This is a genomic window from Mycobacterium sp. DHQP2018-32-09, assembly GCF_058148405.1.
Genome location: NZ_JBYVYK010000011.1, coordinates 1 through 25,584, shown reverse-complemented (window position 1 = coordinate 25,584; position 25,584 = coordinate 1). Strand labels below are relative to the sequence as shown.

Sequence of the window (25,584 nt, the reverse complement as noted above, 5' to 3'; positions counted from 1 at the left end):
GGGTCTACTGCTCGGTGGCCAGTGGGGCCAGGCGCTGCTGGGGCCGCCCCTGCGCTGCGGCGGCCAGGGCCACCACGATCTCGTCGGCGTGGGGTGCGTCGGCGATGCGCACCTCGACGCTCTGGTGGTGCGAGCGGATCGTGGCGTCGGTGATGTGCTTGAGCGGGATGTCGAACACCACGCCCGCGGGGCCACGCTTCTCGACGGCGGGCAGCAGCGTGGTGGCGTCGGCGGCCTTGCGGAAGTGGTCGCCGAACTGCAGCGTGTGGATCAGGCCGGAACCGTGTTCGATCTCGCCGTCGAGGCCGACGATGGCGGCCTTGCCGTATGCCTCGGGGGCGGCCTCGAGCGCCTCGATCACCTGCGGTGCCAGCAGGGCACCCAGGTCGGAGGCGTTGGCGCTGATGCCCGGACCCAGGTCGTCCACGAATCCCATTCCAGCCCAGGGGTTCTCGATGACGACGGCGACCACGGCGACGCGGGCCGCGGGGAACACCTCGCGGCCGCCCTCGGTACGGATCTCCTCGACGATGGTGACGATCTTGCGGACCTTCATGACAGCACGCTCTCCAGGTTCTTCGACGTGACGGCGGGATCGGTGGTGCGGTCCCCGATGCGGGGGTGGGGGCGGGGGCCGGTGGCTGCGGCGGCGACGATGACGATCTCGTCGGCGCGTGGTCCGTCGGCCACCCGGGTCGTGGTGGTCTGGTAGTGGCTGCGGGTGGCGGCCTGCGTCTTGTGCCACAGCGGCACCACCAGGGTGGCGCCGGCGTCGGCGCGCGCGTCGGCGAAGCAGATGATCGAGGTGCCGTCGAGGAACTCGCGCATCAGGTTGCCGAAGTAGGGCGTGTGGATCAGTGCGCCACCGTGCTCGATCTCGCCTGCGGTGCCGACGATGGCCGCCTTGCCGAACGCCTCGACCGCGTCGGGGCCGCCGAGGGTGTCCAGGAGGCGTTCGCTGAGCAGACGTGCCAGCACCGGGGCGATGCGCGCCGTTTCGGCGCCGAGGTCGTGGGTGGGCCCGGTGCCGAGCCACGGGTTGCGGATCACCGCGGCGACGCTTGCCTGGACGGCGGGGCGCAGGAGGTGCGCGCCGGCCTCGCTGACGACGGTCTCGCGGTGGACCACCACCTTGCGTAGGCCGATGTGCGGCGAATCAGAGGGCAACGCTTGCATGCAACAGACGATAGGCCGCTGCCTGGTGATGGTCAAGGTCCGTCTACGTCGCGCAAGCCTGCTGGGGCTCTGACGTGGCGTTACTGGCGAGATCCGCGAATCGGGGCGCGCCGTCATCGTCATGCCCCACGGCACCCGTTGACTTTTGGTGTGACCGCTCTTACATTCTGTTGTATGCAAGAGGACATCTCCCGAGCGTCGACCGGCGAGCCCGCCCCCGACTTCCACTACCGCGACAAGATCGCCGCCATCGAGCCGTACGGCGTGGACGCGATCCCCGATTCGGAACGGCACGGCAAGCCGATCTCGCAGTTCTTCATCTGGTTCGCCGCAGGCATGAACTTCCCGATCATGGTGCTCGGCTTCCTCGCCGTGAGCTACGGGCTGTCGCTGACGGCCTCGGTCACCGCGATCGTCGCGGGTTCGTTCGTCGGCGCCGTCGTGATGGGCGTGCTGTCCCGCATGGGTGGGCGCCTCGGGGTGGCGCAGCAGATCCAGGCGCGCGGCCCCCTGGGCTTCTTCGGCAACTTCATCCCGGTCGCGTACGTCAACGTGTTCGCCGGCATCGGGTGGGCGTCGGTCACGGTGATCCTCGGGGCGCAGGCGCTGGAGGCGCTGGTGCCCGCGATCCCGTTCTGGCTGGGAGCGCTGGCACTGGTGAGCATCCAGCTGGTCGTCGCCATCTTCGGCTACAACATGATCCACTACCTGGAGCGCATCCTGGCCGTCGTCCTGTTCTTCGGCTTCCTCATGATCACGGTCGTGTCGGTGACGCGGGGTTGGCAGGGCGGCTTCCAGACCAACCCCAGCGCGCCCTACTGGATCGGCGGCATCGGCGGTTGGATCACCTTCGCCGGCTTCTTCCTGTCGTTCCTCATCGCGTGGTGGCCCTTCGCCTCGGACTACTCGCGCTACCTGCCCGACGAGGACCACGTCAACCGTGCCACGGGCGTGTGGACGTTCGCCGGGAACTTCCTGTCGCTGTCCTGGCTGGGCATCGCCGGGGCCCTGCTGGGCAGCTCCGCGCTCACCGGCGAGAGCCCCATCGAGGCACTGGTCCGGCTCACCGGCCCGTTCTACGCGCCCGCCCTGCTGGTGGTGCTGATCTCGTCGTTCTCGCAGAACTTCCTGAACGTCTACGGCGGCGCCATCTCGGTGCAGACGCTGCGCATCCCGGTGAGCAGGCGCACCGCGGTCGTCTTCATCTGTGCCGCGGCGTATCTCATCAGCCTCTGGGGCGGCGAGGGTTTCGAGGCCAAGTTCAAGACGTTCCTGTTCGTCGGCGCCTACCTCATCGCCCCCTTCGGCGCGGTGCTGCTGCTGGACTACGTGTTCGGCCGACGCCACGACCGGGCCCGGATCGCCGAGCTGTACGACTCCGGCCGGGTACTGGAGTGGGGGTTCGTCGCGTGGATCGTCGGAGCCGCGGTGTCGGCCCTGTTCTGGAACCTGTCGTTCTTCGTCGGACCGGTCGCCGCCGCGCATCCCGAGTGGGGTGACCTGTCGTACTTCGTCGGGTTCGGCGTGGGCGCCGTCGCCTACCTCGCCACCTACCGGTTGCCGCCGCTGTGGCACCGCAAGAAGACCGTGCTCGACGGCGGCGCCGTCGCCGCTCCCGTCGCAGAGAGGAAGAGTCATGTCTGAGCATTCCGCCGGGGACGCGCGCCGGGCCCGCATCGTCGAGGCGTGGCAGGCCGCGTGGGACCGCGGTGACGTCGACTCGCTCGACGGCCTGTTGAGCCCCGAGTACCGCCGTGTCGGCAGCGCGGGTGCCGTGCAGACCCGCGACGAGTTCAAGGCCTCCATCACCGCGACGCGGTCGGCGTTTCCGGACCTGCTGACCGTCGTCGACGACGTGGTGGTGGAGGGTGACCGGGCCGCGGTGCGGTGGCACAGCACCGGCAACCACGCGCACTCCTTCCTCGGGGTTCCCGCCACGAAGCGTCGCGTGGAGGTCAGCGGGGCGACGTTCGCCCGGTTCGACGGCGACGTCGTCGTCGAGGAGTTCGTCACCTGGGATCCGCACACGCTGCTCAGCGCGCTCGGCATCATCTCGGTCGGCCAGGATCACTGAGGGGTTCCGATGTCCGACACGCGAGTCCAGCCCGATCTGGACGTGATGAAACGCGTCAACCGCCAGTTCGTCACCGGGGTCACCGTGGTCACCACCATGGTTCCCGGCACGCCGACCGGCACTCCGAAGGGGTTGGCGGTCAACGCGTTCGCCAGCATCTCGCTGGAGCCGCCGACGGTGATGGTCGCGGTGCAGCACTCGTCGTCGACGCACGACTGTCTGTTTCCCGCAACCCATCTGGCGATCAACATCCTGTCGGTCGACCAACTCGACGTGGTGCGGCGGTTCGCGACGAAGTCCGACGACAAGTTCTCCGGCCTGGACTGGTCACCGGGCCCGTGCGGCAGCCCGCTGCTGGCGCGCAGTGCGGCGGTGATGGAGGTGGAGATCCGGGAACGCCTGCAGGCCAGCACCCACACGGTGTTCATGTGTCGCGTGGTGCACGCCGAGGCCTTCGAGACGCACCCGATGGTCTACGCGGCCGGACGGTTCTTCGACGGCGGTAATCTCGTGGAACTCGGGTGATCGGAGGGACGGCGATGGGCGCGGCGGCGGGTTCGCGAAACGGGTCGATCCAGGCGCGGCTGGTCGACGAGATCCGCAGGCGCATCATCGCCGGGGACATCCAGCCGGGCGTGAACATCTCCGAGATCGCGATCGCCGACGAGTTCGGGGTGTCCCGCACCCCGGTGCGCGAGACGTTCAAGCAGTTGCAGACCGAGGGACTCATCGAGATCCGGCCCCGCGTGGGCACGTTCGTGACCACGCCCTCGCGTCGCGAGATCATGGAACTGTTCGAGATGAAGGAGCTGTTGGAGGGTGCGGCGGCCAGGCTGTTGGCGCAGCGCGGCCGCGTCCCGCACGTGGACCGGCTCGAGGAGAACCTGCGCCAGTCCGATCTCGCGGTGGCGGCCGACGACAAGACGCGCTACGCCGAGCTGGTCGCCGAGTTCCACGACCTGCTGATCTCGGGTGCGGACAACACGAAGCTCGAAGCGCACTACCGGATGCTGATGAACCAGTTGGCCTACGCCCGTCTGGTCAACACGTCGCTGAGCCAACCGGGTAGGCCCCTGCAGTCCGACCGCGAGCATCACCACGTGCTGGACCTGATCGTGGCCAAGGACGGTGACAGTGCCGAGCGCGTGATGCGCGAGCACGTGCGGGCCTCCCGCCGGGCGGTGCTCGACGGGCTGGGCCCGGCCGTCTGAACGGGTCACGTCACCGCGAGCGAGATCCCCAACGCGATCATCGTGACGGCGATGACGGCGTCGAGGATGCGCCACGTGCGCGGCGAGGCGAACAGTCCCGCCAGCCGGCGGGCGCCGAAACCCAGCGCGCCGAACCACACCGCGCTCGCGGCGACGGCGCCCAGGCCGAACAGCCAACGGCCGTCTAGTCTTTCATTCGCCAGTGCCCCGAGTAGGATCACGGTGTCCAGGTAGACGTGGGGGTTGAGGAACGTCAGGGCCGCGCACGTGAGCAGCACCGGCCCCAGTCGCGCCGGTGCCTCGTCCGCCGGGTTCAGCGCACCCGGCCGCACGGCCCGCTTGGCCGCCAGCAGGCCGTACCCGACGAGGAACGCCGCGCCGCCGAAGCGCGCGACGTAGAGGACGTTCGGGTGCGCGCTCACCAAGGCGCCGAAGCCGGCGATGCCCGCCACGATCAGCACCGCGTCCGACACCGTGCACAGGACCACGACGGGCAGCACGTGTTCGCGCCGGATGCCTTGGCGCAGCACGAAGGCGTTCTGCGCGCCGATGGCGGCGATCAGGGTCAGCGCGGTGAGGAAGCCGACGAGCAGCGGGGACGACACGGACCAGACGCTAATACGCCCGACCACGCCCGCGGCGTCGGGAGCAGCCTCACCGCAGCGGCCGATGGAATCGCACGCTGGGCATCCCGTCGACGTCGTCGACGGTGGCCTCGACGCCGTAGACCTCGGCGATGATCTCGGGCGTCAGCACCGCCCCGGCGGACCCCGCGGCGTGCACCCGGCCGCGGTGCAGCAGCACCAACTCGTCGCAGTACCGCGCGGCCAGGTTGAGGTCGTGCAGGGCCATCACGGTGGTGGTGGGCGCGGCGGCGACCAGTTCCAGCAGCTCGAGTTGGTGACGGATGTCGAGGTGGTTGGTCGGCTCGTCGAGCAGCAGCTCGGTGGGTTCCTGCGCCAACGCCCGCGCGATCTGCACCCGTTGCCGCTCGCCGCCCGAGAGCGTCGAGTACCGCCGCGCCAGCAGGTGCGCGACACCCGTGGTTGCGGCGGCGGTCGCGACCACGTCCGCGTCCCGCGCGGTGGTCGGCGACCACGCCGCACGGTGTGGCAGGCGGCCCAGTTCGACGACGTCGCGCACCGTGGGTTCCTGCTCGGTGGTGTGCTCCTGGTCCACCACGGCCAGCCGGCGGCCCAGCGCGCGCCGGCCCAGCCGGGTCACGTCGGTGCCGTCGACGGTGACCACGCCCGACGACGCCGGGCGCAGCCCCGCCAGCAGTCGCAGCAGCGATGACTTGCCGGATCCGTTGGGGCCCAACAGGCCGACGGTGCCGCCGGCCGGGACGTGCACGTCGACGCCGTCGATGATCACCGCACCCCGCACGCGCCAGGTGACCCGCTCGGTGCGCAACGTCACGACCGTCCTCGCTTGCGGATCAGGATCACCAGGAACGCCGGCACGCCCACGATGGCGGTGGCCACGCCGACGGGCACCTCCTGTGGGGCGATCGCGATGCGTGCCGCGGTGTCCACCCACACCAGGAAGATGGCCCCGATCACGGTGGCGGCGGGCACCAGGATGCGGTGGCGGGTGCCGACGAGCGCGCGGGCGGCGTGGGGGATCACCAGGCCCACGAAGCCGATGGCGCCGACGAACGCCACGATCACCGCGGTGACCAGCGCGACGGTGACGAGCAGCAGCAGCCGGACGCGGGCCACCGACACCCCGAGGGCGGCAGCGGCGTCCTCGCCGAACAGGAACGCGTCCAGGGTGCCCGCCAGGGCCACGCAGATCACGACGCCCGTGCCCACGACCACGGCTGCGGTGCCGACGTCCGACCACGACGCGCTGCTCAGCGATCCGAGGAGCCAGAACAGCACGCCACGCGTCTGCTCGGCATCGGCGGAGGTGAAGACGATGAACGACGTCAGGGCCGAGAACAGCTGCGTGCCAGCCACTCCGGCGAGGATGGTCTTGTCGACGCCGCCCCCGGCGGCGGCGCTGAGCAGCAGCACCAGGCCGAACGCGGCGACGGCGCCGACGAAGGCGCCCGACGCCAACCCGAGCGTGCCCGCGCCCACCCCGAGCACGATCACCGACACCGCGCCGGTGGAGGCGCCCGAGGCGACGCCCAGGATGAAGGGGTCGGCCAGGGGATTGCGCAGCAGCGACTGCAGGAGCACGCCGCACAGTGCCAGTCCGGCGCCGCACAGGGCGGCGAGCACGCCCCGCGGCAGCCGCAGATTCCAGATGATGTTCTGCTGCAACGGCGTCAGCCCCGACGGCGGCCCTCCCACCCGTTGCAGCGTGGCCGCGAAGGCGTCGGCGGGGCCGAGGTCCGACGGCCCGATGGTGGTGGCCACCGCGATCGAGCACAGCAGCGCCGCGATGCCCGCGGGCCACGCGAGACGGCGGGCGAGGTCCGGCGCGCTCAGCGTGCGAACCCGAACTCGCGCAGGCTCGCAGCCAGTTTCTCGGCGGCGGCCACGATGCGGATCGACGGGTTCAGTTCGGCGCCGGCCATGCGCACGTAGCGCCGCTGCTGGACGGCCGTCATCTGGCGGGTCACCGGGTTGGACTCGAGGAAGGCGATCTTGGCGTCGGCGGACTCCGCGGTCTGACTCTTGCGCGTCAGATCGCCGAGCACGATGACGTCCGGATCGCGGCGGGCCACGGTCTCCCAGCCGACCTGAGGCCAGTCCTGCGCGCTGTCGGCGAAGGCGTTCGTGAGCCCCAGCGCCCGCGTGAGCACGCCGGGTCCGCCGCAACAGCCCGCGACGTAGGGCAGCTCGGCGTTGGCGAACCAGTACATGACCGACGCGCCGCCGGCGTCGGTCGCGGAGACCCGCTGCCACCGCTGCCGCATGTCGGCGACGATCGCGCGGGCTTCGGCGCGGCGGTCCACCAGCACGCCCAACTCGGTGATCTCGTCGTACATCGGTTCCACCTCCAACGTCTCGCTGCGCTTCCCGTCGGAGTCGCCCTCCTCCTTCGTGCACTCGACCGCCGACATGTACGACGGCACGCCGAGGTCGGCGAGTTCGGCCGCGGTGGCGACGCCGCCCGGGCCGAGCGTGCCGCGCAGCGACGCGGTGACCAGGTCGGGGTTGGTGCCCAGGACGGCCTCCAGCGAGGGCTTCTGGTCGGCCAGCCGGGGGACGCGGTCGCTCGCCGCGGCGAGCGCGGGCAGCACCGGATCGGTCCACCCCGCCGTGCCCACCATGCGGTCGGCGACGCCCAGGGACAGCAGGATCTCGGTGGTGCCCTGGTTGAGCGACACGATCCGCTCGGCGGGCCGCGCCAACGTGACGTCGGCGCCGCAGCTGCGGACGGTGACGGGGTCGCCCTGCGGTGCGGCGCCGGTCGACGTGGCCGACGGGGTGCAGGCCGTCAGCGGCCCGAGCAGGGAGAGGACCAGTAGACGCCGCAGCGGCAGCATGACGTTCCTTCGGCTTCAGGGGTCCGATCGGCGAGACCCGATGAGCAGCAGCCGGCGGTCGCCGGCTACGCCAGCAGGTGATCGGACTCGAGGTGCCCGCGATGGGCACTCACACCGTTGCGCGTCAGTTCCGGATTCACACCGGATTCCCCTGGTGATGTCTGGCGGGCTCACGGTACCAGCCGGTGACAGGGCCGGACGGCCGTCGCTACACTGCTCACGTACGTCTCGTGGCGTCAGGAACCCGGTGCGAGACCGGGGCGGTTCCGCCACTGTGAGGGTTCGGCACTGCGGTCGGCAGGGTCGGTGCCCCAAGCCAGATACTGGCCACGGGGCATGTCGTCTACGAGGGGCGAGAACCCCGAGGAGGACCCATGTCAGCGGCCCACGCCAGCGACTCCATCCACACTCCGCGCATCGCGCTGCTGTCCACGTCGGACACCGACCTGCTGTCGGCGCGGGCGAGCGGTGCGTCCTACCGACTGGGCAATCCCTCCCGGCAGGCCGTCGAGACCATCCTGGGCGCCGGGGGCGACCCGGCCGCCGTCGACGTCGACGTCGTGGTGTTGCGGGTGCTCGGGTCGTCGGCCGAGGTCGCCGACGAACTGGCCGCGCTGCGCGCCACCGGGCGCCCGCTGGTGGTGCTGGGCGGGGAACGTCAGCCCAGCGCGGAGCTGATGGAGTGCTCGACCGTGCCCATCGGCGTGGCGGCGCAGGCGCACGCCTACCTCGCCGAGGGCGGGGCGGTCAACCTCGCGCAACTGCACGCGTTCCTGTGCGACACGGTGCTGCTCACCGGGGAGGGCTTCGACGAGCCCGTCGTGATCCCCGAGTGGGGCTGGGCAGAACGCGCCGGGCGGGCGCGGCCCGACGCGCTGCGCGTGGGCATCCTGTACTACCGGGCGCACGAGGTCAGCGGCAACTCCGCGTTCGTGCACGGGCTGGCCGACGCGATCGACGCCACCGGCGACGCGGTGGGGTTGCCCGTCTTCGCGTCGTCGCTGCGCAATGCGCCCGACGAGCTGTTCGACGCGTTGGGCACGCTCGACGCGATCGTGGTGAGCATGCTGGCCGCCGGCGGGTCGAAGGCGGCGGCCGCCGGTGCCGGTGAGGACGACGCGTCCTGGGACATCGAGCGCATCGCCGCTCTCGACGTGCCGGTGCTACAAGGACTTTCGCTGACGTCCTCGCGCGCGGAATGGGATGCCAACGACGACGGCGTGACGCCGCTGGACTCGGCGACGCAGATCGCCATTCCCGAGTTCGACGGCCGCGTCATCACGGCGCCGTATTCGTTCAAGGAGGTCGACGACGACGGCCTGCCGCACTACGTGCCCGACGCCGAGCGCTGCGCCCGCGTCGCGGGCATCGCGGTCAAGCACGCGCGGCTGCGTCGAATCCCCAACGCCGACAAGAAGATCGCGCTGGTGCTGTCCGCGTACCCGACGAAGCACTCGCGGGTGGGCAACGCCGTCGGCCTGGACACGCCGGCGTCGGCGGTGCGCCTGCTGCACCGCCTGCGCGAGGCAGGTTACGACGTGGGCGACGGCTTCGGCGTGCTCGAGATCGCCGACGAGACGCGCGCCGGCGACCAGCTCATCCACACGCTGATCGAGGCAGGCGGCCAGGACGAGCAGTGGCTCACCACGGCCCAGCTCGGTGATGCCCAGGTGCGGGTGAGCGCCGATCAGTACGCCCGGTGGACGGCCGATCTGCCCGAGAGTCTGCGGGCCGAGATCGCCGAGACGTGGGGTCCGGCGCCGGGCACCCTGTTCGTCAACGACGCGGGCGAGATCGTGCTCGCCGCATTGCGTTCCGGCAACCTGGTGCTGATGATCCAGCCGCCGCGCGGGTTCGGGGAGAATCCGGTGGCGATCTATCACGACCCCGACATGGCGGTCAGCCACCACTACCTCGCGGCCTACCGTTGGCTCGAGCACGGCTTCGGCGCCGACGCGGTGGTGCACCTCGGCAAGCACGGGTCCATGGAGTGGCTGCCCGGCAAGAACGCCGCGCTGTCGGCCGCCTGCGCCACGGACGCGACCATCGGCAACCTCCCGCTGATCTACCCGTTCCTGGTCAACGATCCCGGGGAGGGGGCCCAGGCCAAGCGGCGCGCGCACGCCACGATCGTCGACCACCTGATCCCGCCGATGGCCCGTGCGGAGAGCTACGGCGACATCGCCCGGCTGGAACAACTGCTCGACGAGTACGGCAACATCGCGGCGATGGACCCGGCCAAGCTGCCTGCCATCCGCGGGGAGATCTGGAACCTGATGCGCGCCGCCGAGATGCACCGCGACCTGGGTCTGGACGACCGGCCCGACGACGAGGAGTTCGACGACTTCCTGCTGCACGTCGACGGCTGGCTGTGCGAGATCAAGGACGCCCAGATCCGCGACGGGCTGCACGTGCTCGGCGGTGCACCCGTGGGGGAGCCGCGGGTCAACCTGGTGCTGGCCATCCTGCGCGCCGCTCAGGTGTGGGGCGGCAAGGACCACGCGGTCCCCGGATTGCGTGCGGCGCTGGGCCTCAAGGAGGGTGCCGAGACGACGGCCGTCGACGAGATCGAAACGCAGGCACGCGGTTTGGTGTCCGCGATGGAGGCGGCAGGTTGGGCGCCGCAGACCGCCGACACGTTGACCGACAACCCCGAGGTACGCGACGTGCTGCGGTTCGCGGCCACCGAGGTGGTGCCGCGCTTGGCCGGGACCGCCGGGGAGATCGACGCGGTGCTGCACGCACTGGCGGGTGGCTTCGTGCGTCCCGGACCGTCGGGTTCGCCGCTGCGCGGTCTGGTCAACGTGCTGCCCACCGGGCGCAACTTCTACACCGTCGACCCGCGCGCGGTGCCGTCGCGGCTGGCCTGGCAGACCGGGCAGGCCATGGCCGACTCCCTGCTGCAACGCTATCTCGACGACACGGGCACCTACCCGGAGTCGGTGGGGCTCTCGGTGTGGGGCACCAGCGCCATGCGCACCTCGGGTGACGACATCGCCGAGGTGCTCGCACTGCTCGGCGTGCGGCCGGAGTGGGACGAGGCCTCGCGGCGCGTCTCCCGGCTCGACGTGGTGCCGCTCGACGAGTTGGGCAGGCCGCGCATCGACGTGACCATCCGCATCTCGGGTTTCTTCCGCGACGCCTTCCCGCACGTGGTGACGATGCTCGACGACGCCGTCCGCATGGTCGCCCTGCTCGACGAGCCCGACGACGTGAACTTCGTGGCCGCACACGCGCGCGCCGACCTGGCCGACCACGGGGACGAACGCCGCGCCACCACCCGGGTGTTCGGGTCCAAACCGGGCTCCTACGGCGCGGGCATCCTGCAGGTGGTTGAGGCGGGCACCTGGCGCGACGACAAGGACCTGGCCGAGGTGTACACCGCGTGGGGCGGGTTCGCCTACGGCCGTGGGCTGGACGGCGCCCCGGCGCCGGCCGACATGCGCACCAACTACGCGCGGATCAAGGTGGCGGCCAAGAACATCGACACCCGCGAGCATGACATCGTGGACAGCGACGACTACTTCCAGTACCACGGCGGCATGGTGGCGACGGTCCGCGCGCTCACGGGATCGGATCCCATGGCCTACGTGGGGGATTCGACGTCGCCGGACGCCGTGCGCACCCGCACGCTGAGCGAGGAGACGGCGCGCGTCTTCCGGGCGCGCGTGGTCAATCCGCGCTGGATCTCGGCGATGCGCAGGCACGGGTACAAGGGGGCGTTCGAACTCGCGGCCACCGTGGACTACCTGTTCGGCTTCGACGCCACCGCAGGCGTGGTCCACGACTGGATGTACGAGAAGCTGGCGCAGTCCTACGTGCTCGATCCCGAGACGCGACAGTTCCTCGACCAGTCGAACCCGTGGGCGCTGCAGGGCATGGTCGAACGCCTCCAGGAGGCCGCCGACCGTGGTCTGTGGGAGAACCCGGATCCGCAGACGCTGGCCGCGCTGCGGCAGGCCTACCTGGACGTGGAAGGTGATCTGGAGGCACGCGCGGATGGCTGACCCCGTCCGGGTCAGGATCCTCGGCGTCGGGATGGGCCCGGCGCACGTCACGCCGGAGGTCGCCGAGGCGCTGCAGACCGTGGATTACGTACTGGCGGCGGACAAGTCGGACGACGCGGACGACGGGCTGCTGGAGCTGCGTCGACGGATCGTCGCCGTGGTGGCGCCGGACCGGGCCATCGAGGTCGTGGCGGTGCCCGATCCCGAACGCGACCGCTCCGCACGCCTGTCCGGGACCGAGTACGAGGGCGCCGTCGCCGACTGGCACGCCGCGCGTGCCGAACGGTACGCCGCCGAGATGCGTTCGCGCGCCGGGACGGCGGCCTTCCTGGTGTGGGGCGACCCGGCCCTGTACGACTCGACCATCCGCGTCGTGGAACGCATCGCCGCGTCGGGTGTCGACGTCGAATTCGACGTGCTGCCGGGCATCAGCGCGCCCCAGGTGCTGGCGGCGCGACACCGCATCGTGTTGCACGAGGTGGGCCGGCCGGTGCACGTCACCACCGGCCGCCGCCTGCCCGAGGCGGTCAGCGCGGGCCAGGACAACGTCGTGGCCATGCTCAACCCGCCGCCGGAGCGGCTGGACCTGCGGGGCATCGAGGACTGGACCATCTGGTGGGGCGCCAATCTCGGTGCGGTCGGCGAGCGCCTCGAGACCGGGCGCGTCGGCGACACCATGCGCCGCATCGCGGCGGCCCGCGCGGCGGCCAAGGCCGAGGCGGGCTGGGTGATGGACGTGTTCCTGGTGCGGCGATGCACGCCGTGAGGTCGGCCTGATGGCGGGACTGCTGGTCGCCGGCACCACCAGCGACGCAGGCAAGAGTGCGATCACCACCGGACTCTGCCGGGTCCTGGCACGTCGCGGCGTGCGGGTGGCGCCGTTCAAGGCCCAGAACATGTCGAACAACTCCATGGTGTGCGCCGGTCCCGACGGGACGGGTGCCGAAATCGGGCGCGCGCAATGGGTTCAGGCGCTCGCCGCGCGCGCGACACCGGAGGTCGCGATGAACCCCGTGCTGCTCAAACCGGGCGGTGACCGGCGCAGCCACGTGGTGCTCCTGGGTCTCCCGTGGGGTGCGGTCGACTCGTCCGACTGGCTCGACGGTCGGCGGGCACTGGCCGCGGCGGCGCACGCCGCCTACGACGACCTGGCATCGAGGTACGACGTGGTGATCGCCGAAGGAGCGGGCAGTCCCACCGAGATCAACTTGCGCGCAGGCGATTACGTCAACATGGGTCTGGCGCGGCACGCCGGGCTGCCCACGATCGTGGTCGGGGACATCGACCGGGGCGGAGTGTTCGCCGCGTTCTTCGGCACGGTCGCCCTGCTCTCGCCGCAGGACCAGGCCCTGGTGGCAGGCTTCGTGGTGAACAAGTTCCGGGGTGATCCCACCCTGCTGGCGCCGGGCCTGCAAGGGCTGGAACGCATCACGGGGCGCCGCGTGTTCGGCACCGTGCCATGGCATCCCGACGTCTGGCTGGACTCCGAGGATGCGCTCGACATCGCGGGCCGACGGGCACCGCGACGTTCGGCGCGGCGCGTCGCGGTGATCCGGCTGCCGCGGATCAGCAACTTCACCGACGTGGACGCCCTCGGTCTGGAACCCGACCTCGACGTCGTGTTCGCCTCGGATCCGCGCGCGGTCGACGACGCCGACCTCGTCGTGCTTCCGGGCACGCGGGCCACGATCTCCGATCTGGCGTGGCTGCGGTCACGGGGGCTGGACCGGGCGGTGCTCGCCCATGCCGCCGCGGGGAGGCCGGTGCTGGGCATCTGCGGGGGCTTTCAGATGCTGGGCCGCGTCATCCGTGATCCCGACGGCGTGGAGGGCTCGGTCCCCCACGCCGAGGGCCTGGGGTTGCTCGACGTCGAGACGACGTTCGCCGCCGAGAAGGCGTTGCGGCTGCCACGCGGCGCCGCGCTGGGCGCACCCGCCTCCGGATACGAGATCCACCACGGCCGGATCACCCGCGGCGCGGCCGCCGAGGAGTTCCTGGGCGGGGCGCGCGCAGGCCGGGTGTTCGGCACCATGTGGCACGGCGCGCTGGAGGGCGACGCCCTGCGCGCGGCGTTCCTCGGCGAGGTGCTCGACGTCGCCGCCTCGGGCGTCTCGTTTCCCGCTGCGCGACAACGGCGCCTGGACGTCCTGGCCGACCTCGTCGAACGGCACGTCGACGTCGACGCCGTGATGGACCTGGCCCGTCGCGGCGCGCCGCCGGGGCTGCCGGTGCTGCCTCCGGGGGCGCCGTGACGACGCGCGTGCTGATCCTCGGAGGGACCGCGGAGGCCAGGGCGTTGGCGGCCCGGCTGGTGTCCGACGGCGCGGCGGTGACCAGCTCGCTGGCAGGCCGCGTGGCCCGGCCCCGGCTGCCGGTCGGCGACGTCCGCATCGGCGGCTTCGGGGGTCCCGACGGATTGCGCCGTGCAGCGCGTGAATTCGACGTTATCGTCGATGCCACGCACCCCTTCGCGGCGACCATCTCGGCCCATGCCGCCACCGCGTGCGCCGGTGAGCGGCCGCTGCTGCGGCTGCAGCGGCCGGGCTGGGCGGACCGGGCCCTGCCGACGTGGCACTGGGTGGACACGCACGACGAGGCCGCCAGGACCGCCGCGCGCCTGGGGAGCCGGCCGCTGCTGACGGTGGGCAGACAGCAGCTGGCCCGCTTCGTACCGGCCCTGCGGGATCTCGCGGTCCTGACGCGCGTCGTCGACGAACCCGACGTGCCCATCCCCGCGACCTGGACGGTGCGCCACGATCGCGGACCGTACGCGTTGGCCGACGAGTTGGCGCTGCTGCGTGCCCACGGCAGCGACGTGTTGGTCACCAAGGACTCCGGTGGTGAGTACACGTGGGCCAAGATGGCCGCCGCGGCAGAACTGGGCGTGCCCGTGGTGATCGTGCGGCGTCCCGCCGCGCCGGCCGGGGTGGCCACGGTCGCCGACGTGGCCGACGCCGTGCGCTGGGTACACGCGCAACCGGGGCTGGGTTAGCATCGCGACCGTGGTGATCCAGGGCGTCCGGGTGACCGTCGTCGGCATCGGTGCCGACGGGTGGGCCGGGCTGACCGAGGCCGCGCGTGCCCGGATCGCCACCGCCGAGGTGGTGCTGGGTGGTGCCCGTCAGCTCGACCTGCTGCCGGCGGGCGACGGCCAGCTGCGCCGCCCGTGGCCGGCCCCGCTGCGCCAGGCTCTGCCCGCCGTCCTGGCCGAGTGCGCCGGCATGGACACGGTGGTGCTGGCCTCGGGGGATCCGATGCTCAGTGGGATCGGCACGACGCTGGTGGAACTCCTTGGTGCGGAGCACGTTTCGATCGTGCCCGCGGTGTCGTCGGTGACGCTCGCGCGGGGCCGGCTGGGCTGGTCGGCGGAGGCGTCCACGGTGGTCAGCGTCGTCGGCCGCGACGTGCACGCGGTGCTGCGCGAACTCGCACCCGGTCGCCGCATCCTCGTGCTGTCGTCCGACGAGACCACGCCCGCCGAGGTGGGCCGGCTGCTGACGTCGCGGGGATACGGCGGCAGCCGGATGGTGGTGCTGGGCGATCTGGGCGGGCCCGGCGAGACGCGCATCGAGAGCACCGCCGCGCAGGCGGCGACCGGGTGCGCGGCGCCGCGGCTCAACGTCGTGGCCGTCGAGGCCGCCGGACCGCTGCTGGCGGGCTGGGCGAGTGGCCTGCCCGACGAATCCTTCGACCACGACGGGCAACTCACCAAGCGTGACCTGCGGGCGTCGGCCTTGGCGCGGCTGCTGCCCGCGCCGGGGCAGTTGCTGTGGGACGTCGGCGCGGGCGCAGGGTCGATCGGCATCGAATGGATGCGCGCCCATCCCACGTGCCGGGCGATCGCCGTCGAGGCCGACGCCGCCCGCGCCGCCCGCGTGGCCCGCAACGCCCGGACGCTCGGGGTGCCGGCGCTACGGGTGGTGACCGGCCGCGCCCCCGAGGCGCTGGCCGGGTTGCCCACGCCGGACGCCATCTTCGTCGGCGGGGGCGCGTCGGCGGACGGGGTGCTCCCGGCATGCCTGGCCGCGGTGGCGTCCGGAGGACGGCTGGTGGTGCACGGGGTGACGGTGGAGACCGAGACGCTGCTGGCGACCTGCTACCGCGACCACGGCGGGGAGCTGACCCGCATCCACATCGAGATCGCCGCTCCCATCGGCTCGTTCACCGGGTGGACCCCGGCGCGCGCGGTCACTCAGTGGGCGTTCACCAGGGGCTGACCCGATCCCGAGAACGCCCCGCGGTACCGTGCGGCGGGGTGGCGGTCGTCGATCCCGTCCGACCCGAACAGTTTCATGCGCATCGTCCCAGGCAGGTATTCGCGCTGGGCCAGCCCGCGCTTCTGCAGCACGGGCGTCACGTGGTCGACGAACTCCTCGTAGCTGCCCGGAATGGTCGCGTTGACGACGTTGATACCGTCGACCCCGGCGTCGCGCCACACGGCGAGCTGGTCGGCGATGGACTCCGGTGTGCCGACCACCCGGGAGTTTCGGCCCTGGAGCAAGCCGAGGTCGCGCACCGTCGGCTCGCGGCCAGACACGGACTCCCGGACCCAGGCGACGATGCTGCGGGTGCCGTCGGTGTCGGCGACATCGCCCAGCGGGGTGTCCAGGTCGTGACCGCCGAGGTCGACGCCGACGGCGCCCGACAGGTGGGCCACCATGCCGTCGAGGTCGATCGACGCGTCGAGTTCGGCTTCCTTGCGTCGGGCCTCCGCCTCGGTGCTGCCGATCACGAAGTGCAAGCCCTGGAAGAACTTCAGGTCCCGGGGGCGCCGACCCGTGGCCACCACGCGGCGGCGGGTGTCGTCGACGAGGGCGCGCGCCTGTTTCGGGCCGGGACTGATGATGAACTGTGCCTCGGCGTGACGAGCGGCGAAGTCGCGCCCGGCCTCGGACGAGCCGGCCTGGAACAGCACGGGCGTGCGTTGCGGCGAGGGCGCCACCAGATGCGGGCCTTCCACGCGGTAGCGCGGGCCGACGTGGTGGATCTTGTGCACCTTCGAGTAGTCGCCGTGAACTCCACGCTCGCGGTCCTGCAGCAGTGCCCCGTCGTCCCAGGATCCCTCCCACAGCTTGTAGGTGACGTCGACGTATTCGTCTGCCCAGCGGTAGCGCTCGTCGTGTTCGGTCAGTTCGGCATGGCCGAAGTTGCGGGCCGCGTTGGTGAGCGCACTGGTCACGATGTTCCAGGCGATCCGGCCGCCGGTCGCGTGGTCCAGGGTGGACATCTTGCGGGCGAAGTTGAACGGATGCTCCTGGATCACCGAGCTGGTGATCGCGATGCCCAGATCGGTAGTGGCGTAGGCGATCGCCGAAGCGATGACACTGGGGTCGTTACTGGGAATCTGCAGTCCGGTCTCCACGTACTTCTCGTACGAACCGCCGTAGTCGCCGTACAGGCCCACGACGTCGGCGAAGAACAGCACGTCGAAGCGGCCGCGCTCGAGCACCTGCGCCAATCGCACCCAGTGGTCCAGGGAATTGAAGTCGGTCTGCCGGGCGTCGGGGCGACGCCACACCCCCTGCAGGATGTGCGACGTCGTGTTCATCACGAAGGCAGAGAAGTGCAGCGGTGGAGCGGCCATGTCCGTCAGCCTCACGTGCCGTGTCTGCGGGCACAACGATTCCGATCACGCTGCGCCGGAGGCATTTCTGCTCACCGTGATCGACTCACCACGAGCGAGAGCCTTCGGGCGTGGGCACAGGGCTCGTAGCCTCGGCCGCCATGACCCCTGATGGCACCGGTGACGAGCGCCGGGCACTCGACCCCCTCCTCGAGCGGCTCGACACCTACGGCATGGGCCGCCGCCAGTTCGCGAAACTGTTGGCGGGCAGCGCGGCCGTGCTCGCAGCCGGCGGTGCCCTGGCCGCGGTGGGAAGACCGGACCGGTCCGGGGCCGGCGCCGTCGCCTACACCGATGGCCAGTTCGCGCTGTTGAATTGGTCGTCGACGGGCGATTACCAGGTGCAGTGGGCCAAGGCCTTTCAGGAGGCTGCGGGCCAACTCGGTTACCGCAGCGTGGTGTTGGACGGCAAGAGTGACGCGGCCGTGCAGTCCAATCAGTTCAACCAGCTGCTGACGCAGAAGACGACGGGAATCTTCGTGGGGCTCAACGATCCCGGCGCCCTGCCGACCATGGCCCACGATTCCAACGACGGTGGCGTGCTGTTCCAGGCGGCGTGGAACTCGCCCGCGTGGTTCACCCCCTGGCACGGTGATGCCGACGGCGACAAGTACAACGCGTTCCTCATGCCCGACGAGTACGACTCGGTGGGCAAGGCCGTCGACGTGCTGGCCAAGCAGATCGGGGAAGAGGGCACCGTGGTCCGGGTAGGGGGTTACTACCCGTCGATCGACGGTCTCGAGGTGCAGCGGCGGTTGGCGGTGCACCACGCGCTGCAGAAGTACCCGAGGATCACGTTCGCCGGGGAGCTGCACGCCAAGTACGACGCCGACCTGTCCCAGCGGGCGGCCGCGTCGCTGCTGGCGCGCTTTCCCGACACCGTCGGCATCGTCGCGGTGAACGACGACGCCGCGACGGGCGTGGTCGCCGGCATCGAGGCGGCGGGCAAGGTACCCGGCAAGGACGTGTTCGTGGTGGGTGCCAACGGGTCCACGGCGGGCATCGAGCGGGTGGTGTCCGGCAAGCAACTCGTCACCACGGGCAACGTGCCTGCCTATCCGTCGTTCGTGACCGTCGCCCAGTTCCACGACCGCCTGCACGGCTGGCAGCCCGAAGCCGCCGAGAAGTTCTACGGCTGGCGCGCCGAGATCATCACCAAGGACAACGTCGACGCGTTCAAGGCTCGTTACGTCGACGGTCCCATCGGCGAGTCGTTCGACGTGCGGCTGCTCTCGCGCGTCGAGCACCCGCACGACTTCGACCTGCAGTTCGCGGGTTACCCGGTGGAGGACCTCGACCGCATCTGGCCGGAAGTACCCAAACCGGAGGGGTTCGCGTATCCGCAGGCATACCTGGACGCCCGGCGCAACGGCGACTTCGAACGCATCCGGGCGCTGTACGCCGAGCACTACCGCACGCCCGTGCTCGGACCGTCGCCGGTGGGGAGGGTCTGAGATGGCGGATGCGCAGACGCCGCGACTCGAGGCGCGCGGCATCGTCAAGACCTTCGGTGCCCACCGGGCCCTCAAGGGCGTGGACCTCACCGTCGGCGACGGCGAGGTCCTGGGCCTCATCGGGGAGAACGGCGCGGGCAAGAGCACGATCCTCAACATCATCTCCGGGGTGCTGCCCTTCGACGGTGGGACCCTGCTGCTCGACGGCGCATCGATCGCCCCCAAGACCTACCAGGAAGCCAACCGATTGGGCATCTTCCGTGTGTTCCAGGACACGGCGCTGGTCGATCACCTCGCCGTGTACGAGAACACGTTCTTCGGCTGGGAGCGGCTGTTCCGGTCGCGCACGGGCGGCCTGAACCGCAAGGCACTGTTGGCGGCTGCGACCGAGGCGCTGGCCGCTGCCGGTGTCACCGACCTCGATCCGACGCAGCCCACGGGGCGGTTGAGTCCCGGCCAGAAGCAGAGCCTGGACATCGCGCGCGTGGTGGCGTTGGCTCAGCTGTTGGAGATCGAGCGGCCCGTGGTGCTGTTCGACGAGCCCACCACGGCGCTGGATCAGGAGCACGAGGACAACTTCCTCACGCTGCTGGACCGGTTGCGCGGCGTTGCGGCGGTGGTGTTCGTCTCGCATCGCCTTCCCGAGATCCTGCAGGTGACGGAACGCGTCACGGTGTTCAAGGATGGCGAGTCCGTCGCCGACCGGCCCACCGCGGGAACCGACGAGAGCGAATTGCACCGCCTGATGGTGGGCCGGGTGCGCGCCCAGAACTACTACCGCGAGCACGCCCAGGTGCCCATCGCGCCGGATGCGCCCGCCAAGCTGCGGGTGGAGCACGTCTCCGGCGCGGGGGTCCTGCTCGACGCGTCGTTCGACGTGGCCGCGGGTGAGATCGTCGGGCTCGCAGGCACGGAGGGCTCCGGCAAGCGCGTACTCGGCGAGATCATCGCAGGCGTGGCGCGCCGCACCGGTGGTCGCGTGGCGATCGACGGGGTCACCGTCGACGGTTCGATCGGCGACCACGTGCGTGCGGGGATCGCCTACGTGCCACCGGATCGCGCCGAGAAGGGCCTCATCGTCGGTGCCTCGATCACCGACAACGTCCAGTTGCCGTCGCTACACGATCGGTTCGCCACCAGGTGGACGGGGCTGTGGGCGGTGGGCCGGGCGCGGCGCGAGGCGCAGCGTCTCGTCGACGAGTTGGGCATCGTGGCAGGCGGTCTGGACGCTCCCGTGTCGTCACTGTCGGGCGGCAACGCGCAGAAGGTGCTCATCGCGAAGTGGCTGCTGCGGGCGCCCGACGTCCTGGTGCTCGACGAGCCCACCCAGGGTGTCGACACCGGAGCGCGCGAGGGCATCTACGACCTGTTGCGACGGGTCGCCGCCACGGGGACCGCCATCGTGTTGATCAGCGACGACCTGCCGGAACTCATCGGGCTGTCGCATCGCATCGCCGTCGTCACCGCGGGCCGCCTGGTCGAGGTGCTCGACGCGCCCGTCGGGAACAAGCCCGACGAACACGACGTCATCGCCCGGATGATCCCCGGGGCACACCCCGCCGTCGCCACCGCCAGTTAGGAAGAACCCGACATGACCCTCGAATTGAACCCCACTGCAATTGATTCCGGTCCCGCGTCCGACCCCGAACCGGTGCCGCGGCCCCGTGCACTCCCCACCAGCATCGGCAGGTTCAGCGTCGTCGCCGACGTGCTGCCGATCGCGGCGCTGGCCATCCTGGTGGTCTTCTTCTCCGTGCGCGCCGAGGCGTTCCTGACCCCTGCCAACCTCACGCTCATCACCGGTCAGGCGGGCATCCTGCTGCTGGCCTCGCTCGGGGCGACCCTGGTGGTGATCGCCGGCTCGGTGGACCTGTCGGTGGGCTCCATCGCGCTGCTCACCGGTGCGGTCCTCGCGTCGGCGATCAACGCGGGCGTCACCAACCCGGTGCTGGCCGTGGCCATCGCCGTCGCGGTGGGAGCGGCCATCGGTCTGCTCAACGGCGTCGTGTTCGCCTATGGGCGAGTGCCGTCGTTCATCGCCACGCTGGGCACGCTGTCGCTCTTCGCCGGCATCGGCCTCACGATCCTGCAGGGCAGCACCATCAACTTCACCAATCAGACCATCCGCGAGCTGGCCATCGGGCAGCTCGTGCCGAACGTGCAGAACGCGGCTCTGATCGCGGGCGTCGCGTTCCTCGTGGTGTGGTTCCTCTCGCGGCGCACCCGCTTCGGGCTCTATGTGTATGCCGTCGGCGGCAACGAGCGGGTGGTCGAACTCGCCGGCGTGCGCACCGGGCGGGTGAAGGTGGGCATCCTGGTGGCCTCGGGCATCACCGCAGGCCTGGCCGGTCTGCTGCTCACGGCGCAGCTGGGGGCGGCGGGCCCGACGCTCGGGTCGACGATCCTGCTGGACTCGATCGCCGCCATCGTGATTGGCGGCACCGCGCTCTCGGGTGGCGTCGGCGGGGTGAATCGCACGGTGCTCGGGGTGCTCATCCTGACCGTACTGTCCAACGGGCTCAACCAGATCGGCGCACAGGACTACACGCAGACCATCATCAAAGGCTTGGTGATCATCGTCGCCGCCGTGTTCACGATGGCCTCGCAGCGCACGCTCGTCGTGAAGTAGCGTCCCGTGGGTGTCCGCCCTGCGACCTGGTGCGTTGGGCTCGGCCACGGGGATTCGCTAGCGTACCTGGAGACACAGGAGGTACACCCATGGCGCACGACGCCGAGCGCGAGGCGCTGTCCGAGATCGCCGGTACGGCGGGCTGGGACCTGCGCACCGCCGATCGCACCGACTACTTCTCGCGCGGCGAGGACCTGGTGCGCGTCACCTGGCAGGAGCCCGGAGCCATCAGCGGGGGTGCGCATTTCCAGGACGGCTACCTGATGAGCAACAGCCGCGACCTGAAGTCCGTGAGGACCTGGCTGAAGCGCTGAGCGCTCAGGTGCCCCGCACCACGAGTTCCACCGGCAATCGCAGCGACTCGACCTCCTGGCCGGCGATCAGGTCGAGCAGGGCCTGCAGGCCCCGGGCGCCGATCTCCTCGGCGGGTGTACGCACCGTCGTCAGCGGCACCGGAAGCTGTGCCGACACCGCGATGTCGTTGTAGCCGACCAGCCCCAGATCCTCGGGCACGCGCAGGCCCACGTCGCGTGCCACGCCCAGCGCCCCGATGGCCAGCGTGTCGGAGACGGCGAAGACGGCCTGGGGCCGATCGGCGGCGCCCAGCAGGCGGGTAGCCGCCTCACTGCCGCCCGCGACGTCGAATCCGCAGCGCTGGACGCGGTCGGGGCGCACGGTGAGCCCCGCCTCGGCGACCCCGTCGAGGAAGCCCCTGGTGCGGTCTCGTGCGGTGCTGGCGTGCGGCGGACCGGCGAGCACGGCCAGGTCCGTGTAGCCGCGGCCCAGCAGGTGGCGGGCCGCGAGCAGGCCCCCCTGGTGGTCGTCGCCCGCGACGAACGGCAGACCCGCCTCGGCGTGCCGGTTGAGCAGCAGCACCGGTAGGCCCCCGACGGGCAGGTTCTCGACGAACTCGCGCCCGGGGATGTGCAGGCTGCTCATCAGCAGGCCGTCCACCTGCCTGCCGGCGAGCAGTTCGGCCGCCCGCCGCTGGGCCTCCAGTTCGTCGGGTGGGCTGGACAGCAGCACCGAGTAGCCCGCGGCGGTCGCGGCCGCCTCGACACCCTGCAGCAGGGTGGCGACGACGCCGTCGGTGAGCCTCGGCATCACGGCGCCGATGGTGGTGGTCTTGCGGGTCCGCAGGCTGGCGGCCCAGAGATTGCGCCGATAGCCGAGATCGGCCGCGACCTCGCGTACGCGCTGTGCCGATGCCGACCAGCCGTCGACGGGCTCGGGCTGCCGCAGTACCCGGGACGCCGTCGAGACGTGCACGCCTGCGCGCTCGGCGATCTCCTTGAGGGTGGGAGCGCGCGGTGGCCGGTGCGACGTCACGGCTGCGCCTCCGTTCTTCGGGCCGCTCGGGGCGGGTTGACTGCCACGACGAGGGGAACCTAGCATAGGCACGCGATCGTTTGTGCAAACGTTCTCTCTATCGATTGCATCACGCCGACGGGAAGCTCACATGTCCGAAACCCAGAAGTCCGACCGCCAGACCCTCTCGCAGCTGTTCGCACTGGACAGCCTGTTGGACGACGAACAGATCGCCATGCGCGACACCGTGCGCGACTTCGCGAAGGCGCGGCTGCGCCCCCACGTCGCCGAGTGGTTCGAGAGCGGCGAGCTGCCCGCCCGCGACCTCGCGAAGGAACTCGGCGACCTCGGCGTGCTCGGCATGCATCTCGAGGGTTACGGGTGCGCGGGCACCAGCGCGACGGCCTACGGCCTGGCGTGCCTGGAACTCGAGGCCGTCGACTCCGGCATCCGCAGCCTGGTGTCGGTCCAGGGGTCGCTGGCGATGTTCGCGATCCATCGCTGGGGCAGCGAGGAGCAGAAGCAGCAGTGGCTGCCCGCGATGGCCGCCGGGACGGCCATCGGGTGCTTCGGCCTCACCGAGCCCGACTTCGGATCGAATCCCGCAGGCATGCGCACCAACGCCAAGCGTGACGGTGACGACTGGATCCTCAACGGCACCAAGATGTGGATCACCAACGGCTCCATCGCCGACGTCGCCGTGGTGTGGGCGCGCACCGACGACGGCGTCCGCGGGTTCGTCGTGCCCACGGACACCCCCGGTTTCAGCGCACCGAACATCAAGGCCAAGCTGTCGCTGCGGGCGTCGGTCACCTCCGAACTGGTGCTCGAGGGCGTACGCCTGCCCGCCTCGGCGATGCTGCCCGAGGCCGAGGGCCTCAAGGGCCCGCTGAGCTGTCTGAACGAGGCCCGGTTCGGCATCGTGTTCGGCTCGGTGGGCGCAGCGCGCGACTGCCTGGAGTCCGCCCTGGACTACGCCGACACCCGTGACGTGTTCGACAAGCCGCTCTCGGCCTACCAGCTGACCCAGGCCAAGCTCGCCGACATGGCCCTCGAAGTCGGCAAGGCCTACCTGCTCGCCCTGCACCTCGGCTCGCTCAAGGACAACGGCGGGTTGCGTCCCGAGCAGGTCAGCCTGGGCAAGCTCAACAACGTCCGGGAAGCACTGGCCGTGGCCCGCGAAGCGCGAACCATCCTGGGCGCCAACGGGATCACGCTCGAGTACCCTGTCATGCGGCATGCCAACAACCTGGAGTCGGTGCTGACCTACGAGGGCACCTCCGAGATGCACCAGCTGTCCATCGGCAAGGCACTCACCGGGCTGGCGGCCTTCAGGTGAATTCGCCCGGGGCTCTCGACGGCATCGTCATCGCCGACTTCGGCCGCGTGCTGGCCGGCCCGTACGCCACCATGCTGCTGGCCGACCTGGGGGCGGAGGTCGTCAAGATCGAGCGGCCCGGCTCCGGGGACGACACCCGGCGGTGGGGTCCGCCCTGGTCCGGTGACGAGTCGACGTACTTCCTCGCGGTGAACCGCAACAAGCGCTCGGTGGCGCTCGACCTGCGCGATCCCGACGACCTGCGGGCCGCAACGGACCTGGTGAGCCGCGCCGACGTCGTCGTCGAGAACTTCCTGCCCGGCACGCTGGACTCCCTCGGAATGGGTTACGAGCAGGTGCGCCAGGTCAATCCGGACGTCGTCTACTGCTCGATCACGGGGTTCGGCGGCGACTCCGGGCTGCCCGGTTACGACCTGGCGGTGCAGGCCATCGGCGGGTTGATGAGCATCACCGGTCCCGATCCCGCCACGCCGACGAAGGTCGGGGTGGCGGTGGTCGACGTCATCACCGGATTGCACGCCGCCCTGGGCATCCTCGCCGCGCTGCGTCACCGCGACCGCACCGGCGAGGGCCAGCGCGTGGAGGTGAACCTGCTGTCGTCGGCACTCTCGGCGTTGGTGAATCAGGCGTCGGGCTACGTCGGCGCCGGCGTCGTACCCCAGGCGATGGGCAACGAACACCCGAGCGTCGCGCCCTACCAGGTGTTCGAGACCGCCGATCGCCCCATCGTGCTGGCGGTCGGCAACGACGGTCAATTCCGTTCCCTGGCACGCGTTCTCGACCGACCGGACATGGCGTCCGATCCGCGGTACGCCACCAACGACCAGCGCGTGGCCCATCGCGTGCCCTTGACCAAGGAACTCACCGAGGTGTTCGCCCGCGACACGGCCGACGCCTGGTTCACCACGCTGTCGGCCGCCGGCGTGCCCTGCGGGCCCATCAACGACGTGGCCGACGCCTTCGCGTTCGCCGAGCGGGTGGGCCTGAACCCGGTGGTCGAGGTCGACGATCCCCGTCGAGATGCGCCGATTCGTCAGGTGGCCAACCCGATTCGGCTCAGCGCCACGCCAGCGCGGTACCGTACGGCGCCTCCGCGACTCGGCGAGGACGCCGCCGCGGTACTGGAGTGAACGACGAAAGGGTGGGCAGCGCGATGGTCGACTTGGTGAACCTGATCGGCGGCAACTGGGCCGAGGGCGGGGGCGACGAGTTCGCCAGCACCAGCCCGCACGACCCGGACGTCGTCGTCGGTCGCGGCCGCCATGCCTCCCGAGCGGACGTCGACGCCGCGGTGCGCGCCGCGGCGGCCGCCGCGCCCGGC

Annotated in this window: 23 protein-coding genes and 1 riboswitch; of the genes, 15 read left to right on the top strand and 8 right to left on the bottom strand. The window is 71.0% G+C overall.

The features are described from left to right. Positions 1–4: 4 nt before the first annotated feature. Together AC30CM_RS07670 and AC30CM_RS07665 are read right to left on the bottom strand one after the other, a co-directional pair. Positions 5–556 carry an amino acid synthesis family protein gene (locus tag AC30CM_RS07670; RefSeq protein ID WP_490116249.1) on the bottom strand — a complete coding sequence of 184 codons (552 nt, stop codon included), beginning with the start codon at positions 554–556 and terminating at the stop codon, positions 5–7. Further along, positions 553–1,176 carry an amino acid synthesis family protein gene (locus AC30CM_RS07665; protein ID WP_490116248.1) on the bottom strand — a complete coding sequence of 208 codons (624 nt, stop codon included), beginning with the start codon at positions 1,174–1,176 and terminating at the stop codon, positions 553–555. The genes AC30CM_RS07670 and AC30CM_RS07665 overlap by 4 nt, the downstream gene beginning before the upstream one ends. 174 nt (positions 1,177–1,350) lie before the next feature. On the opposite strand from AC30CM_RS07665, the gene AC30CM_RS07660 reads away from it, so the two are divergent. From AC30CM_RS07660 to AC30CM_RS07645, 4 genes are read left to right on the top strand one after another with little or no spacing between them, the layout of a single operon-like run. Continuing rightward, the gene (locus AC30CM_RS07660; protein ID WP_490116247.1) at positions 1,351–2,820 is read left to right on the top strand and encodes a purine-cytosine permease family protein; all 1,470 of its coding nucleotides are present in this window, start codon (positions 1,351–1,353) and stop codon (positions 2,818–2,820) included. Further along, the gene (locus AC30CM_RS07655) at positions 2,813–3,250 is read left to right on the top strand and encodes an ester cyclase (RefSeq protein WP_490116246.1); all 438 of its coding nucleotides are present in this window, start codon (positions 2,813–2,815) and stop codon (positions 3,248–3,250) included. The genes AC30CM_RS07660 and AC30CM_RS07655 overlap by 8 nt, the downstream gene beginning before the upstream one ends. Before the next feature lie 9 nt (positions 3,251–3,259). Further along, positions 3,260–3,775 (top strand): flavin reductase family protein, encoded by a 516-nt coding sequence (locus AC30CM_RS07650; RefSeq protein ID WP_490116245.1) that lies wholly within the window; start codon positions 3,260–3,262, stop codon positions 3,773–3,775. Then, entirely contained in the window at positions 3,772–4,461 is a 690-nt protein-coding gene (locus AC30CM_RS07645; protein ID WP_490116244.1) for a GntR family transcriptional regulator, read from the top strand. Before AC30CM_RS07650 ends, AC30CM_RS07645 begins: the two co-directional genes overlap by 4 nt. Positions 4,462–4,466: 5 nt before the next feature. Here AC30CM_RS07645 and lysE read toward each other — a convergent pair whose 3' ends face one another. Genes lysE through AC30CM_RS07625 form a run of 4 tightly spaced genes read right to left on the bottom strand, consistent with a single transcriptional unit; the run spans position 4,467 to position 7,903 of the window. Beyond that, complete coding sequence (gene lysE / locus AC30CM_RS07640) at positions 4,467–5,066, bottom strand: L-lysine exporter (RefSeq protein ID WP_490116243.1); 600 nt, start codon at positions 5,064–5,066, stop codon at positions 4,467–4,469. Positions 5,067–5,115: 49 nt separating this feature from the next. Continuing rightward, on the bottom strand, positions 5,116–5,880 hold the full coding sequence (locus tag AC30CM_RS07635; protein WP_490116242.1) for an ABC transporter ATP-binding protein: 765 nt from the start codon (positions 5,878–5,880) through the stop codon (positions 5,116–5,118). Beyond that, entirely contained in the window at positions 5,877–6,899 is a 1,023-nt protein-coding gene (locus tag AC30CM_RS07630) for a FecCD family ABC transporter permease (RefSeq protein WP_490116316.1), read from the bottom strand. The genes AC30CM_RS07635 and AC30CM_RS07630 overlap by 4 nt, the downstream gene beginning before the upstream one ends. Beyond that, on the bottom strand, positions 6,896–7,903 hold the full coding sequence (locus AC30CM_RS07625) for an ABC transporter substrate-binding protein (protein WP_490116241.1): 1,008 nt from the start codon (positions 7,901–7,903) through the stop codon (positions 6,896–6,898). Before AC30CM_RS07625 ends, AC30CM_RS07630 begins: the two co-directional genes overlap by 4 nt. Positions 7,904–8,117: 214 nt before the next feature. Beyond that, positions 8,118–8,249: riboswitch (cobalamin riboswitch) on the top strand. 28 nt (positions 8,250–8,277) lie between these two features. On the opposite strand from AC30CM_RS07625, the gene AC30CM_RS07620 reads away from it, so the two are divergent. The 5 genes from AC30CM_RS07620 to cbiE are packed head-to-tail and all read left to right on the top strand — an operon-like array spanning position 8,278 to position 16,127. Beyond that, a complete protein-coding gene (locus tag AC30CM_RS07620; RefSeq protein WP_490116240.1) occupies positions 8,278–11,910 on the top strand; it encodes a cobaltochelatase subunit CobN in 3,633 nt (1,210 codons plus the stop codon). Further along, entirely contained in the window at positions 11,903–12,676 is a 774-nt protein-coding gene (gene cobF, locus AC30CM_RS07615) for a precorrin-6A synthase (deacetylating) (RefSeq protein WP_490116239.1), read from the top strand. Before AC30CM_RS07620 ends, cobF begins: the two co-directional genes overlap by 8 nt. A gap of 10 nt (positions 12,677–12,686) precedes the next feature. After that, positions 12,687–14,162: a cobyric acid synthase gene (locus AC30CM_RS07610; RefSeq protein WP_490116238.1), complete on the top strand. Its 1,476-nt coding sequence runs from the start codon at positions 12,687–12,689 to the stop codon at positions 14,160–14,162. After that, on the top strand, positions 14,159–14,902 hold the full coding sequence (locus tag AC30CM_RS07605; RefSeq protein ID WP_490116237.1) for a cobalt-precorrin-6A reductase: 744 nt from the start codon (positions 14,159–14,161) through the stop codon (positions 14,900–14,902). Before AC30CM_RS07610 ends, AC30CM_RS07605 begins: the two co-directional genes overlap by 4 nt. 10 nt (positions 14,903–14,912) lie before the next feature. Beyond that, complete coding sequence (gene cbiE, locus AC30CM_RS07600; RefSeq protein WP_490116236.1) at positions 14,913–16,127, top strand: precorrin-6y C5,15-methyltransferase (decarboxylating) subunit CbiE; 1,215 nt, start codon at positions 14,913–14,915, stop codon at positions 16,125–16,127. On the opposite strand, the gene AC30CM_RS07595 is transcribed toward cbiE, so the two are convergent. After that, positions 16,103–17,494 carry an LLM class flavin-dependent oxidoreductase gene (locus AC30CM_RS07595; RefSeq protein WP_490116235.1) on the bottom strand — a complete coding sequence of 464 codons (1,392 nt, stop codon included), beginning with the start codon at positions 17,492–17,494 and terminating at the stop codon, positions 16,103–16,105. The genes cbiE and AC30CM_RS07595 overlap by 25 nt on opposite strands. Before the next feature lie 140 nt (positions 17,495–17,634). Between AC30CM_RS07595 and AC30CM_RS07590 the strand changes: the two genes are divergently transcribed. From AC30CM_RS07590 to AC30CM_RS07575, 4 genes are all read left to right on the top strand, one after another. Then, a complete protein-coding gene (locus tag AC30CM_RS07590) occupies positions 17,635–18,987 on the top strand; it encodes a sugar ABC transporter substrate-binding protein (RefSeq protein WP_490116234.1) in 1,353 nt (450 codons plus the stop codon). A gap of 1 nt (position 18,988) precedes the next feature. Then, positions 18,989–20,566 carry a sugar ABC transporter ATP-binding protein gene (locus AC30CM_RS07585; protein ID WP_490116233.1) on the top strand — a complete coding sequence of 526 codons (1,578 nt, stop codon included), beginning with the start codon at positions 18,989–18,991 and terminating at the stop codon, positions 20,564–20,566. Between the two features lie 12 nt (positions 20,567–20,578). Continuing rightward, the gene (locus tag AC30CM_RS07580) at positions 20,579–21,616 is read left to right on the top strand and encodes an ABC transporter permease (protein ID WP_490116232.1); all 1,038 of its coding nucleotides are present in this window, start codon (positions 20,579–20,581) and stop codon (positions 21,614–21,616) included. Positions 21,617–21,705: 89 nt separating this feature from the next. Next, positions 21,706–21,930 carry a hypothetical protein gene (locus AC30CM_RS07575; RefSeq protein ID WP_490116231.1) on the top strand — a complete coding sequence of 75 codons (225 nt, stop codon included), beginning with the start codon at positions 21,706–21,708 and terminating at the stop codon, positions 21,928–21,930. A gap of 4 nt (positions 21,931–21,934) precedes the next feature. Here the strand turns inward: AC30CM_RS07575 and AC30CM_RS07570 are convergent, their stop codons facing one another. Further along, a complete protein-coding gene (locus AC30CM_RS07570; protein WP_490116230.1) occupies positions 21,935–22,945 on the bottom strand; it encodes a LacI family DNA-binding transcriptional regulator in 1,011 nt (336 codons plus the stop codon). Between the two features lie 130 nt (positions 22,946–23,075). On the opposite strand from AC30CM_RS07570, the gene AC30CM_RS07565 reads away from it, so the two are divergent. Further along, positions 23,076–24,263 (top strand): acyl-CoA dehydrogenase family protein, encoded by a 1,188-nt coding sequence (locus tag AC30CM_RS07565; protein ID WP_490116229.1) that lies wholly within the window; start codon positions 23,076–23,078, stop codon positions 24,261–24,263. Next, positions 24,260–25,393 carry a CaiB/BaiF CoA transferase family protein gene (locus tag AC30CM_RS07560; protein ID WP_490116228.1) on the top strand — a complete coding sequence of 378 codons (1,134 nt, stop codon included), beginning with the start codon at positions 24,260–24,262 and terminating at the stop codon, positions 25,391–25,393. The genes AC30CM_RS07565 and AC30CM_RS07560 overlap by 4 nt, the downstream gene beginning before the upstream one ends. The last annotated feature ends 191 nt before the right edge of the window (positions 25,394–25,584 follow it).

What these genes read in the sequence shown, in the direction of transcription:
- AC30CM_RS07670 (WP_490116249.1), bottom strand. Translation starts at nt 556, where the DNA reads ATGAAGGTCCGCAAGATCGTCACCATCGTCGAGGAGATCCGTACCGAG.
- AC30CM_RS07665 (WP_490116248.1), bottom strand. Translation starts at nt 1,176, where the DNA reads ATGCAAGCGTTGCCCTCTGATTCGCCGCACATCGGCCTACGCAAGGTG.
- AC30CM_RS07660 (WP_490116247.1), top strand. Translation starts at nt 1,351, where the DNA reads ATGCAAGAGGACATCTCCCGAGCGTCGACCGGCGAGCCCGCCCCCGAC.
- AC30CM_RS07655 (WP_490116246.1), top strand. Translation starts at nt 2,813, where the DNA reads ATGTCTGAGCATTCCGCCGGGGACGCGCGCCGGGCCCGCATCGTCGAG.
- AC30CM_RS07650 (WP_490116245.1), top strand. Translation starts at nt 3,260, where the DNA reads ATGTCCGACACGCGAGTCCAGCCCGATCTGGACGTGATGAAACGCGTC.
- AC30CM_RS07625 (WP_490116241.1), bottom strand. Translation starts at nt 7,903, where the DNA reads ATGCTGCCGCTGCGGCGTCTACTGGTCCTCTCCCTGCTCGGGCCGCTG.
- AC30CM_RS07620 (WP_490116240.1), top strand. Translation starts at nt 8,278, where the DNA reads ATGTCAGCGGCCCACGCCAGCGACTCCATCCACACTCCGCGCATCGCG.
- cobF (WP_490116239.1), top strand. Translation starts at nt 11,903, where the DNA reads ATGGCTGACCCCGTCCGGGTCAGGATCCTCGGCGTCGGGATGGGCCCG.
- AC30CM_RS07610 (WP_490116238.1), top strand. Translation starts at nt 12,687, where the DNA reads ATGGCGGGACTGCTGGTCGCCGGCACCACCAGCGACGCAGGCAAGAGT.
- AC30CM_RS07595 (WP_490116235.1), bottom strand. Translation starts at nt 17,494, where the DNA reads ATGGCCGCTCCACCGCTGCACTTCTCTGCCTTCGTGATGAACACGACG.
- AC30CM_RS07590 (WP_490116234.1), top strand. Translation starts at nt 17,635, where the DNA reads ATGACCCCTGATGGCACCGGTGACGAGCGCCGGGCACTCGACCCCCTC.
- AC30CM_RS07585 (WP_490116233.1), top strand. Translation starts at nt 18,989, where the DNA reads ATGGCGGATGCGCAGACGCCGCGACTCGAGGCGCGCGGCATCGTCAAG.
- AC30CM_RS07580 (WP_490116232.1), top strand. Translation starts at nt 20,579, where the DNA reads ATGACCCTCGAATTGAACCCCACTGCAATTGATTCCGGTCCCGCGTCC.
- AC30CM_RS07575 (WP_490116231.1), top strand. Translation starts at nt 21,706, where the DNA reads ATGGCGCACGACGCCGAGCGCGAGGCGCTGTCCGAGATCGCCGGTACG.
- AC30CM_RS07565 (WP_490116229.1), top strand. Translation starts at nt 23,076, where the DNA reads ATGTCCGAAACCCAGAAGTCCGACCGCCAGACCCTCTCGCAGCTGTTC.